The sequence below is a fragment of the Thermodesulfobacteriota bacterium genome (assembly GCA_040756475.1).
In the GTDB taxonomy this organism is placed as follows: domain Bacteria; phylum Desulfobacterota; class Deferrisomatia; order Deferrisomatales; family JACRMM01; genus JBFLZB01.
On record JBFLZB010000151.1, the window covers coordinates 1 to 11117 of the forward strand.

General features: G+C 69.0%; 13 protein-coding genes, 1 tRNA gene and 2 pseudogenes. 4 read left to right on the forward strand and 12 right to left on the reverse strand.

Translation table 11 applies throughout. From position 1 onward, the window contains the following. Nucleotides 1-92: 92 nt before the first annotated feature. The 3 genes from AB1578_17635 to AB1578_17645 are packed head-to-tail and all read right to left on the reverse strand — an operon-like array spanning nt 93 to nt 3061. A complete protein-coding gene (locus tag AB1578_17635; GenBank protein ID MEW6489717.1) occupies nt 93-1160 on the reverse strand; it encodes a hypothetical protein in 1068 nt (355 codons plus the stop codon). Next, nucleotides 1157-2215 carry a hypothetical protein gene (locus AB1578_17640; protein ID MEW6489718.1) on the reverse strand — a complete coding sequence of 353 codons (1059 nt, stop codon included), beginning with the start codon at nt 2213-2215 and terminating at the stop codon, nt 1157-1159. The genes AB1578_17635 and AB1578_17640 overlap by 4 nt, the downstream gene beginning before the upstream one ends. Before the next feature lie 54 nt (nt 2216-2269). Next, a complete protein-coding gene (locus AB1578_17645; protein MEW6489719.1) occupies nt 2270-3061 on the reverse strand; it encodes a hypothetical protein in 792 nt (263 codons plus the stop codon). Between the two features lie 337 nt (nt 3062-3398). On the opposite strand from AB1578_17645, the gene AB1578_17650 reads away from it, so the two are divergent. Then, nucleotides 3399-3689, forward strand: coding sequence for a DUF1330 domain-containing protein (locus AB1578_17650; GenBank protein ID MEW6489720.1), 291 nt, complete (start codon nt 3399-3401; stop codon nt 3687-3689). Nucleotides 3690-3769: 80 nt separating this feature from the next. Here AB1578_17650 and AB1578_17655 read toward each other — a convergent pair whose 3' ends face one another. The 7 genes and pseudogenes from AB1578_17655 to AB1578_17685 form a co-directional block, all read right to left on the reverse strand. Next, nucleotides 3770-4075, reverse strand: coding sequence for a hypothetical protein (locus AB1578_17655; protein MEW6489721.1), 306 nt, complete (start codon nt 4073-4075; stop codon nt 3770-3772). A 13-nt stretch (nt 4076-4088) separates the two neighbouring features. Further along, nucleotides 4089-5159 (reverse strand): ribosome small subunit-dependent GTPase A, encoded by a 1071-nt coding sequence (gene rsgA, locus AB1578_17660; protein ID MEW6489722.1) that lies wholly within the window; start codon nt 5157-5159, stop codon nt 4089-4091. Between the two features lie 81 nt (nt 5160-5240). Further along, entirely contained in the window at nt 5241-5918 is a 678-nt protein-coding gene (locus tag AB1578_17665) for a histidine phosphatase family protein (protein ID MEW6489723.1), read from the reverse strand. Nucleotides 5919-6018: 100 nt separating this feature from the next. Continuing rightward, nucleotides 6019-6614, reverse strand: a pseudogene (locus AB1578_17670) (type I restriction-modification system subunit M N-terminal domain-containing protein). A gap of 50 nt (nt 6615-6664) precedes the next feature. Further along, a complete protein-coding gene (locus AB1578_17675) occupies nt 6665-7348 on the reverse strand; it encodes a GSU2403 family nucleotidyltransferase fold protein (GenBank protein ID MEW6489724.1) in 684 nt (227 codons plus the stop codon). Between the two features lie 2 nt (nt 7349-7350). After that, nucleotides 7351-7686, reverse strand: coding sequence for a hypothetical protein (locus tag AB1578_17680; GenBank protein MEW6489725.1), 336 nt, complete (start codon nt 7684-7686; stop codon nt 7351-7353). Between the two features lie 9 nt (nt 7687-7695). Continuing rightward, nucleotides 7696-7995, reverse strand: a complete 300-nt coding sequence (locus AB1578_17685) for a transposase (GenBank protein ID MEW6489726.1) — start codon at nt 7993-7995, stop codon at nt 7696-7698. Between the two features lie 97 nt (nt 7996-8092). On the opposite strand from AB1578_17685, the gene AB1578_17690 reads away from it, so the two are divergent. Together AB1578_17690 and AB1578_17695 are read left to right on the forward strand one after the other, a co-directional pair. After that, nucleotides 8093-8281 (forward strand): hypothetical protein, encoded by a 189-nt coding sequence (locus tag AB1578_17690; protein ID MEW6489727.1) that lies wholly within the window; start codon nt 8093-8095, stop codon nt 8279-8281. Continuing rightward, nucleotides 8266-8445, forward strand: coding sequence for a type II toxin-antitoxin system RelE/ParE family toxin (locus AB1578_17695; GenBank protein MEW6489728.1), 180 nt, complete (start codon nt 8266-8268; stop codon nt 8443-8445). The genes AB1578_17690 and AB1578_17695 overlap by 16 nt, the downstream gene beginning before the upstream one ends. Nucleotides 8446-8763: 318 nt before the next feature. On the opposite strand, the pseudogene AB1578_17700 reads toward AB1578_17695, so the two are convergent. Then, nucleotides 8764-10083: pseudogene (locus AB1578_17700) on the reverse strand (DEAD/DEAH box helicase family protein). A 358-nt stretch (nt 10084-10441) separates the two neighbouring features. Continuing rightward, nucleotides 10442-10539 (reverse strand) — tRNA-Sec (locus tag AB1578_17705). 341 nt (nt 10540-10880) lie between these two features. Between AB1578_17705 and AB1578_17710 the strand changes: the two genes are divergently transcribed. Beyond that, nucleotides 10881-11117 (forward strand): hypothetical protein (locus AB1578_17710; protein ID MEW6489729.1); only part of this gene is annotated, 237 nt, incomplete at its 3' end.

Below are 11117 nucleotides of genomic sequence, written 5' to 3' on the forward strand. Positions count from 1 at the left end.
AGTAGGAGAGCGCGGACCACCGCGGTATAAGAGGGCCGGCCCCCCGGGGCCGGCCCTCTTCCTTTGGGTCTTCGGGGGCAAAGGCGAGAGCGCTAGCGAGGTTGGTGGCGTTCCCGCACCTCCCGGGCCTCCTGCCACTTCCGGTGGTAGGCGGGGCCCCGGTCTTCCACCAGGCGGAACAGGTCGAGCCCGAGAACGGCGAAGGGCGCCTGGTCGAACCACGCCCCGTCCTCGTCCCCGTCGTGCCACAGGACGCCCGCGGTGAAGAGCCTCCCCCAGTGGGCGACGACCCCGACTCCCGGCGGCAGGTCGTCCCGGAGGGAGGCCGCCGCCGAGACTCCCCACCAGCGCAGACCGGCTCCGCCGTGTCCCGTCCCACGCCACCGATACCAGACGTGGCCCAAGAGCTCCACCAAGAGCGACTCCTTCGCCCGAAGGTTTCTCGGCCCGCCGGTACGCACCTCGACGCCCACCTGGGGGTGGAGGAGGACCCACTGTCGCGACGGCGGGAACTCGATGGTTCCCTGGGGCGCCAGGTGGGTGTTGAAGACCGCCTCCCACGGGTACTGGGACATGCCCTCCTTGACGAAGGCGTCCCACCGCGCCCGGGCATCGCGGATCGCGCCGGCGGCCTGCCGCAGGGCCGGCTTCTTGAGGTCCCAGAGCAACCGGTCCACCGTATCCACGCGGTAGCGGAAGTCTTCGCCCTGCGTTTCGGGGAGTCGTGCCAGGTCCTCGAAGGCGACCTCGAAGTCCCTGCCCCCGAAACACCTCTCGTCCAGGCACTGGAAGAGCCCCGTGTCCATCCGGGAGAGGAGGCGGTCCAGCTCCCCGGGGTCCCCGAGCTGCTCCGGGGCCGGTGACGGGAGCGCCGCGAAGCGCCCGGCGAGCTCGTCCATGGCCTGGAGGAGCTTGCGGTAGATCGGCTCGTCCCCCTGCCACGCGGGGCTGCGCTCGGCCTCCGCCCGCAGCGCCAGGAGCACCGAGGGGTAGTCGTGCACCGTCAGGAGGGCGGCGAACCGCTCGCCTACGCCCTCGTAGGACCGGGAGTCTTCGGGCGCCGGGGTCCACTCGTAGGGGTCGAAGGCGGCGCCGGCCGTGCCGCCCAGGGTGACGGCCAGCAGGAAGGAGGCCAGCAGGGCGGCCGCAGAGCGCTTCATGTTGCTGCCTCCTTCACCCGCCGGTAGAACTCGACCAGGAGCCGGAGAAGCTCGGAGAGACTCGGGTCCTCGCCGAGCGCGACCTTGACCTCCTCCAGGTGGCGGGCCAGGTCGAGCGCCCTCCCCACCCCCGAGAACCGGCCCCCGAACTGGGGGAAGTGGTCCGGATTCACCGCCTGTGCCTCCTCCTCGGGGGTCACGACCCGGGAGTGGACGAGCCGGCGCAGGATCGGGATGTGCACCCTGGGGTGGCGCAGGTAGTGGCTGAGGCCGTGGATGTTGGGGTCGTGGAAGTGGCGCACCGCAACGCCCGTGTAGCCCTTCCAGCCCGCGGGCTCGAACATGCGGGGATACGGGATCGGATCCGCTTCGTGGCGGAAGTTCCAGTAGGCGGCGCAGTAGGACGCCGGGTCCTCCACCGCGCCCGGTCGAACGATGGACTCATAGGCCTTCTTCACTTGGCTGTCGTCCGTCTGCAAGAGCCGGCTCGTGTTCGCCACCATGAAGAAATTCTCGAACCGCCAGTGCCGGGGGCTCATCGGGTTGGCGTTTCCTCCCCAGCGCACCGTGCCCAGCAGGTGCAGGCAGTCGTGGGCCACGGCCGTGCCCAGGCTGTGGGCCAGCACCGAACACCGGGGCGGGCCGGGCTCGGCCTCCACCCGGGAGGCGATCTGTTCCAGGACTCGGGTGCGCACCTGCTGACGGTAGGTGCGCGTGAGCCGGTAGAGCGCCACGTCGGCCACGTGGGTCCACCAAAAGGACTGGGCTTCCGAATCCGCGGCCGGGAGCCACGAAAACAGGCGCTCGGCGGGCCCGGAGAGCCCCAGGCCCTGGATCGCGGCGGCGTCCGCCCGCCAGCGGTCGACCGCGTCCGAGAAGACGTCGTCGTAGTGGAGCAGAACGAAGTCGACCTTGTCTTCGAGGGGCCGGCCCTGGAAGTAGGCATACTGACGGCTCGCCTCCTTCAAGGTTTCGATGGGTCCGTACACCGCCTCGGCCCAGACCGGCTCGTGGGTGCCGACGCCGTGGACGAGGAAGCAGACGTGCTTGGCCATGGAATCCTCCTCCGGGGGCGGTTCCCCCGCCCGCTCGCCTGCGCGGGATCGGTTTCAGGCTACGAGCGCCTCAGGTCGGGCGTGGTCGAAGGGGTCGGCCGCGTCCAGGGGGGTCTTGTCGTAGAACTCCTCCGGGAATCGGGCCTGGAGGAGGGTGTCCAGGGCGGCAATCACCTCGGGCAGAGGCCCCTCGGACACGCCCAGGGCGGCCAGGCCCTTGCGGCTCCTGGGGCCGATCTGGCCGTCGATGTTTCCGATCTCCTGCCCCAGCCGGATCAGGGCCGACTGCGCGTAGGCGGCGTCCTCGCGGCCCTCGAAGAGGTCCAGGGGCTCCCCGATCGCGAGGATCGCGCTCGCCGCCAGGGCGCGGTAGGGGCTGGCGAAGTTCGTCCCCTTGCCGGCGTGGTAGTAGTCGTATACGAGCTGGTGGCTGCCGCGCCGCTCGAAGTGCCACGCCTCGCTTGCCCGGGGGTTGGGGGAGGGGATGATCGGGACCACCCCGTGCCGCGCCGCCATCTCCCAGAAGGCGTCGAGCTTCACCTTGAGGCCTCCCAGGTCCAGGTCGAAGGCGCGCCCCGCTTCGTGAAGGCTCCCCCCCGGTGGGGGGCTGTAGGCCTTCTTCTTCCCGGTCTTCCAGTCCAGGTAGGCCTGGAACTGCATGTCGTGGCTCCGGAAGAGGTCCGAGAGGTAGAGATGCCCGCCCGCCGCCGCTACGTCGGCTTCGATGGCCAGGATGGCCCGTTTGGTGTCGGGGGTGCACCGGGCCATGCGCTTGGGGAGCAGCACGCGCTGGCCCGAGACCCGGTAGATGGAGAGGATGTGCAGATCGGAGAGGGGCGTCTTCATCGGGGCCTCCGGTTCGAGATCTGGCCTGGGTTGCAGAGAGCGGCGCCGGCGCATTTCACCGTGACGTACGCCACCTGGGGCGGCGGGGAGTGTACCCCTGCCCGCCGGCGGGTAAAGTCCTTGCCCGCCGCGCCCACGGGGGAGCCCCGTCGTTTCCCCTTGTCCCGGCGGCGGGGCAGTGGAACCCTTGGGGCTCTGTCCGTCTTCCGGAACACGGATTCTCGGCACGGAACCGTGCCCCGGGAGGCCAACGACATCGGAGAAGACGTCAAGGCAGAGGCAGGGGGCACCGGGGAGGTACACCCGGGAGGGGCCGACCGCGCCCGAAGGAGGAAGCATGGCGGCGTATCTGGTGGGGCACATCCGGGTGCGGGACCCGGAGGGATGGAAGCAGTACGTGGCGCAGGTTCCGGGGACCCTTGCCCCCTTCGGGGGGGAGGTGCTCTTTCGGGGGCGGCGAGCGGCGGTGCTCGCGGGGGAGCACCGCTACGAGCTCGTCGTGGCCCTGCGGTTTCCCAGTCCCGACGCCGTCGCGTCGTGGCACGGGTCTCCGGCGTACCAGGCCCTGATTCCGATCCGGGACGCGGCCGCCGACGTGACCCTGGTGAGCTACGAAGAGGTTGCCTGAACGGCCGGGGGCCCGCGCGGGCGGCGCAGCGCCGGTCCCGGCGACCCGCAACCGGGGGCCCGGGAGCCGAGGCCGCCAGGCTATTCGAGCACGGTTCCCTTGCCGGTCTTCCGATACTCGAGCTCGGCGTACTTGACGAAGGCCAGCCTCCCCTCGGAGTTCGGGAACAGCCCGCGGGAAGCGCACCAGGAGGGAAACGTCTCGGGATCGATATCGGCGCGAAGGACGCGGGTGCCGCTTTCCCGGATCAGCTCGCACTGCCGGGCGACCAGCGCCTGCCAGTCCTCGAACCGGGCCGGCAGGTTTTCCGGGTCGACGAAGACCGAGCGGGCCCTGCGGTACGTGTCCTCGTCCCGGAACCAGGCCACTCCCATGATCTCGCTCATGGCGATGCTCCCTCTACCCGTGGGTCATCCTCCGCAGTTCCTTGTGAATCGACCGCCAGCGCTTTCGCTCTGCTGCCGCCGTGCCCGCGTCGGCGGCAAGTTGCCGGTAGCGCGCCTCCCGGCCGAGGCGGCGGTAGCTCTCCCATCTTGCCGGGTCGAGATCGCCGTGGTCTGCTGCCGCCTGCACGGCACATCCCGGCTCGCCTTCATGGCGGCAGTCCCGGAAGCGGCAGTCTCTGGCGAGCTGAGCGATGTCGCAAAATGCCGCGTCGAGTCCCTCTTCCCCGAGGTCCAGGCCCACGGCCCGCAGGCCCGGGGTGTCGATCACGACTCCGCCTCCAGGCAGGACGTACAACTCCCGGTGGGTCGTGGTGTGGCGACCCTTTCCCGTGGCCTCGCTCGTGGCCGCGGTCGGCCGGGCGTCGGTTCCCAGGAGCCGATTCAGAAGCGTGGTCTTCCCGGCGCCCGAAGAGCCGACGAGACAGACGGTCTGCCCCGCTGCCGCGAGGCGGCGAACCGCCTCCACGCCCTCGCCGTCTCTCGCGCTCACGGCAAGGACCGCCGCGCCCGGCGCCAAGGCCCTCGTCTCGGCCACCAGGCCATCCACGTCGGTGCGCAGGTCGGCCTTGTTCAGCACCAGGGCCGGTTCCACGCCGCCGCTCCAGGCCAGGGTGACATAGCGTTCGATGCGACGGGGGTTGTAGTCGCGATCCAGCCCACAGACGATGATCACCCGATCCAGGTTGGCGGCCAGCACCTGCTCCGCGGCGAGCGATTCGTCGGTTCGCCGCCGGTCCGTGTTGCCCCGCGCGAGGCGGTTCCGCCGTGGGAGCACGGCGCACACCGCGACGGTGCCCCCAGAAGCCTCGAAGGCCACCACCCAATCGCCCACCGCGGGTTCAGGATACGTGCGGCGCGCGCGTCCGGTCAGGACGGCAGACTCTTCCCCACGCCGTCCCAGCAGGCGAACTTTGGTGTGGGATGCGAACGCAACCCGAGCGGGAAAGGTGTCCGGTCCGGTCAGAAAGGGCTGTGCAAGTTCCTCCCAGTGGGCGCTCCAGCCCAGGACGTCTCGTTCCAACATGATCCTCCTCCGCTTGGGGAGGTTTTCGACACCGCTATCGACCAGGCAGTCTCCCGAGCCCCGCCGCGTGCCGCAAACGACTCATGGGGGCTGAATGGTCCCCGCCATCTCGAGATGACCGGACGGGGTCCGGCGCAGCACCACGAGCTCACCGGAGCGGGGGAAGACTCCCGTAAGCGCCGTGATGTTGACCTGATGGCTGACCAGTACCACAGGGTCGCCGGAGGGCTGGCCGGCAAGCCACTCCCGCAGCGCCCGCGTCTGCTCCGCGCCGTGCTCTGGATTGGCAAAAAAGGAGTTCAGGGCGGGAAGCTCCGCAACCGGGCCGAGCCCGAGGAGCCGCGCCGTCTCGAGGCATCGGCACCACTGGCTGGCGAACACCCGGGCCGAGGAGATGCCGTTGGCGCGAAGGAGCGCCCCGATCCGCTTCGCCTGTTCGCGGCCTTCTTCGGAGAGGTTTCGCTGGGTGCCGCAGTCGCCGAGGACGAACCCCGGAGGGTCTCCGGTGCCGGGGGCAACCGCGTGCCGCAGCAGCGCCGCGTGCCCTCCCGAACGAAGCGCCGCCCAGAGCTCGGACTCGGCCTCCGCAGAGGCCCCGGGGACCGCGCAGAGCAGGCAGGCCCACACCGCCGCGGCGATCGCCGCCGCAGTTCTCAGGTCCGGACGAGGGCCGGGGATGTGCGGAGTCAACGTGCCGCAGACGTCCCCGGGGAGGGCCCCGACGTGTTCGATCAGCCGACGCAACACGGCCTGAAGCATCTGCACATGCGGTCTCGGGTGATTCCCTTCTTGGCCATCACGCCACCTCCTCAGCGGCTTCCCCCAACTCCTCCGCGATCGCCCGGAACTGCTCCAGCGCGGCAGGGTCGCACACGGTCTCGCCGGGCCGGGGCCCCATGCACTCGACGATGGCCTGGATGAGCGGCCGGGGCGTGAAGTACTGGCCCGCGCCCGACTTCGTGTCCTGGGCGTTCTTCTCGAGCAGCCCCTCGTACGGGTCGCCCTTCACGTCGGCGCTCATCGAGGGCCAGTTCTCCCGGTGGATCAGATCCATGATCAGCCGGCGGAGCTTCGCCGGGTCCTGAACGATTCCGCAGGAGAGCGGAATCGGACGTGCGCAAGCACGCCCGCAGGGCGAGGGCCAGGGATGGGCCGAGTCAACTTGTTCTGGCTCTTGCCGAAGATGAGGCCGAGCAGCCCCTTCTCGCTCCCGAGCTTCTCCAGCACGTGGCGGTAGTGGTCGAAGAGCGCGTCCCCATTGGCCAGCAGGCTTCGCCAGTCGTAGCCGGCCGGCACCGGGCTCGGCTGGTTCCACGGCGGCGACGAGCGCTCGTCGGCCATCTTGAGAAAGAGGAGGTAGGTGAGCTGCTCGACGTAATCGCCGTAGCTCATTCCGTCGTCCCGCAGGACGTTGCAGTAGTTCCAGAGCTTCTGGACGATGGCGGCGGAAGTCATCTCACTCGTCGGGTCCTCGATCGTTGTACCGTGGTGTTTCCACCACAAAACTAGTCCATTCCAAGCTTCCGTGGCGGAAAAGAAATCGCCTCGGCCGAGACCCGGAGCGCCTTGCGCACCGCAGGGCTTAGCTTGACCGCCCGCATCACGGCACGCAGCCGGTCCTCTTCCAGCTTGTCCGCGAGCGCAGCGCACTGCTCCAGATCCTTGCTCTTCTTGAGATCCTCCGGCCGACGCTGGGCGGCGATCAGTTTGTGGACGAAGAACGCCTCCGGCAGTGGCGCTCTGACCTGATAGGTCCCGAGGTCAACCCAAAACGCGTGGTCGAGGAGAAGATTCAGAAATGGCAGCGGCTGGGCCGTGATGTTCCAGCTCCGCAGCAACACCGCGCCCCGATCTTGTCCACCCCGGCGGTGGACGAGGAACTCGACGGTGAATCCCTCCCGGGTGAACCGCTGCACGCCCGATTGCGAGGTGGACGGCAGGTACCCGAGAGCGAGAAGCGTCGCCTCCAAGTCGGTCTTCCCCGACCGACCGGCCGAGGCGAGCTGAACCGCGAAGTCGATGTCCATGGTTCGCAGCGGGTACACGATGCCCAACCGTCTTCCGTACAGCGGCATCACCCAACTGCCGACCAGCACCGAGTCCTCGAAGAAGCCCACGCCGTGCAAGGTCCGCAGCAGGTCGCCCACCGGTTTCGGGAACACCCCTGCTTCGGTCGTCGGTGCTCCCATCCTCACCCCTTGCCCACGCCGAGCAGCTTCTCCAGATAGGCGATGCGCGTGCGCAGGACGCGGAGTTCCTCTTCGTAGCGCCGCCGCCGCTCGAGCTTCCCGGCGAGCGCCTCCACGTCCCCGGCAGCCACGTGGCGGCTGATCACCTTGGACCCTTCGCGGTACTTCAGGGAATGGTAGGAGTACTCCCGGTCCTTGTAGCGCTTCTTGCGCACGCTGAGTGAACCGCGCGGCAGCGCCGCCGCGGAGCCCTCGAGTTCCGCGACCATCTCCCGGCACCGCGCCAGCTCAGCGCTCAACATGTCCCGGACGGCCGGGTCCTTTTCCACCACATTCATGCCGTCATTCTATGTCTTGTGGTGGAAACTAGCAATAGACCCAGCTCGGCTCCGTCCACTGTCTGCCCGGTGTTCCCACCGGGTCGAGAAGTCCCGGTCGCCGTCGGGCAGGGTCCAAATGGCGTGCAGGTGGTCCGGCAACAGGCACACCGCGTCCATGGTGAAGGGCCGTCGGTCCCGCGTCGTCTCGACGGCCGTGCGGAGCAGTGTCCGGGCCTTCTCCTCGGCAAACAGGGGTCGCCGGTTCCAGGTGACCACGGTGAAGAAGTAGGTGCCGCCCACCTGGTCAGCGCGTCGGTAGTTGGACATGACGTTCACGGAGCACGGCGGGGCGAGCCCCGCCCTACATACTTCCTCCACACATTTGGTATACTCACCTCATCTTGTTCGCCACCGGAGAGCGCCCATGCAAGTCGCAAAGGACGAAGTCCGTAGCATCCTCGAACAACTCCCCGACGACGCTTCCCTCGAAGACATCCAGTACCACATCTACGTCCGGCAGAAGATCGACCGCGCGCTCGAGGATGTGGAAGCGGGCCGGACGGTCTCCCAGGACGCGTTTGACCAGCGGATGGCAAGGTGGCTCGAACCGTAAGCTGGACCGAGGTCGCGCTTGCCGACCTCGATGAGGCCGCCGAGTACATCGCCCGGGACTCCCGCTATTACGCCGCTGCACTCGTGCGCGAGGCTCGGACGGCGGCTCGCACCTTGACGCGGCTTGCCGAGCGCGGCCGCTTGGTACCCGAAGCCGGCAGCTAGGATATCCGCGAGATCTACATCAAGACCTATCGCCTCATCTACCAGATCACATCCTCCGAAATCTTCGTGCTGGCGTTCGTCCACGGGGCGCGGGATCTGGGCTCCCTCTGGAAGGCTCGCACAACGCCCGACGAGGAACCGATTCCGCAGGGCGGGGCTTGCCCCGCCAGGTCCGGCACCGGAACACAACACGGCGGGGCAAGCCCCGCCCTACGCGACCAGTGCCCTTGCGAGGTCCTCCAACACGGGTCCGAGGTCTGCACCGAAGAGCTGATAGACCTTCCCCAATCCCCCAGCTTGGGCAAAGGGCGATAGCTTCCAGCGCTTCTCCCGGGTGTCGCGGTCCTGCACCTGGACCGAGTAGCCCGCCTCCACGGTGGAGCCGGCCTCGCTGATCCGGGTGCGGATGCGGTAGACGTCGTAGTTGACGTTGACGCCGTCGGCCACGGCCTGCTCGTGGGGGTATTCCATCACCAGGTTCGAGCGGAAAAAGCCGAAGGTCTGCTTGTTCGGGGTGGCCGTGAGCCCGATCAGGTACGCGTCGAAGTACTCGAGCACCTGGGCCCAGAGGTTGTAGATGGACCGGTGGCACTCGTCGGTGACGATGACGTCGAAGGTCTCGATGGGGATGGTCGGGTTGTATTCAATCGGTTCTGGTGACCGGAAGAGCGGCTCCAGCCCGGCCACCGAGGTCTCGTCGTCCTCGGCGCTGAGCTCGCGGCCCCGGAGCATGGAGTAGAGGCGCTGGATGGTGCCGATGCAGACCCGGGCGGTGTGGTCCAGCGAGTTCGAGGCCAGCCGCTGGACGATAAATTCCTCGGTGAACTTGAAGTTGTTGTAAGGCGAGACGTACTGCTGGAATTCCTTGAGCGTCTGGTCCCCTAGGTTCCCCCGATCCACCAGGAAGAGCACCCGCCGGGCGCCGGCGAACTTGATGAGCCGGTAGATGGCGCTGATGGCGGTGAAGGTCTTGCCCGAGCCGGTGGCCATCTGGATCAGCGCCCGGGGGCGGTTGGCCGCCAGCGACGCCTCGAGGTTGCGCACGGCCTGGATCTGGGCGGGCCAGAGGCCGACCTCGATGAGCGGGTGGGCCCGGGGCAGGCGCTTCAGGCGGGCGCGCAGGGTCTGGGGCTGGCCGTAGCCGTCAGCGCTGTCGACGCCGTGGGCGTGGCCGTGCGCTCCGACCGCATCGGCCGCCCGGGGGAGATCCCTGGCTGTCTCCAGGATCTCCGCCAGGTGCTCGGGCCGGTGGAAGGCGAAAACGTTCCGGGCTCGGGGTTCGGGGTCGAGGCGGTTGGTGACCCGGGTCTCGACGCCGGTGGACTGGTAGTGGAAGGGGAGCGGCCGGTGCCAGGCCGGGAGCGCGGCGGGCAGGCCCTCGGTGTACTTCTTGGACTGGACCTCGACCCCCGAGAGCGTGGCGCCCGCCCTCTTGGCCTCGATCACCCCGGCGGCCCGGCCATCCACGTAGAGCAGGTAGTCGGCCGTGCCGTGGCCCGGGGCCAAGGGGAACTCGCGGAGGGCGACGCCCTGGCCGGCGGAGAGGTTCGCCGCCTTGGCGTCGAAGACCCGCCAGCCAGCCGCCTCCAGCAGGGCGTCGATGGTCTCGCGGGCCTTCTGCTCGGGGGTGGGGCTCACGGCGCCTGGCTCCGGGAGCGAACGGCAAAGGGGCCGCCCCGCGTCGCCACGGGTGCGGCCCCTGCATGGTGCTGCCGTGCGCTGCGCCGTTCCGGCATCCGTCCCTCCCGGACTTGGGGTACGGGGATTCTTCTACCTCTCGTGGGGTCGGCCGGTCAACGTGGAGCACCCTTCTCTCGCTGCTTGAGACAGGACGAGGACAGACGATGGGTCGTTGCGTCCTCGTGTCCCATCCCACTGGATACGCATGGCGCAGGCGAAGGCACCCGCACCATCCGTCGACTTGGACGCCGCGTCCCGCAGGGCTCCCGCCAGAAATGGAGAAGGGGTTGCCCCTGCAACCCCTCGGCATGACGGATGGCGGAGGTGTATGGGAATCGAACCCACCTACGACGCTGTTCACGCCGCACACCGGATTTGAAGTCCGGGAGAGCCACCAGTGCCCTAGACACCTCCGCCGGGCATTGTAGCGGGGGCGGCCGGGGGAGGGAAGGCAGAATGACGATCCACTGCGTGGTGGCAAGCGAGGGTCCGGGAGCGCTTGCGCTCCGCCCCGCAATCCGCGATGTTCGGAGGCGGTGTCTCCGGCGGCGCCGGTGCGCCGAGCCTGGCCGGTTTCGGCCAAGCTGCCGCAGTTCGGTCGAGGCGGCACGGGCCTGCGCTCCAGGGCTCCCGGACCCCGCCCCGGCACCTGGAGGGGGATTTGGGACGAAGGAACTAGGCGGGCGTTGCCGGGGTGCGGGGGAGAAGGGTAGGCTTCGGGCAAACGCACGCGGGGGTGGGGGGGTGGGGGCTCGATGCCGGCTTGGGCGCAGGTGTTCCTGGGGTTTGGGGCGTATGGGGCGGTGCACTCGGCGCTGCTGACGCTCTGGGCGCGCAGGGGGTTGGAAGCCCTGGTGGGGCGCCGGGCGTTCCAGGGGCTCTTCCGGGTCTTCTTCAACGTGCAGGCGGTGGCCCTGCTGGCGGCGTTCGCGGTGTGGGCGGCTTCCCTGCCCGATCGGGAGCTCTTTGGGGTGGAGGGGGCGGGGGCCTGG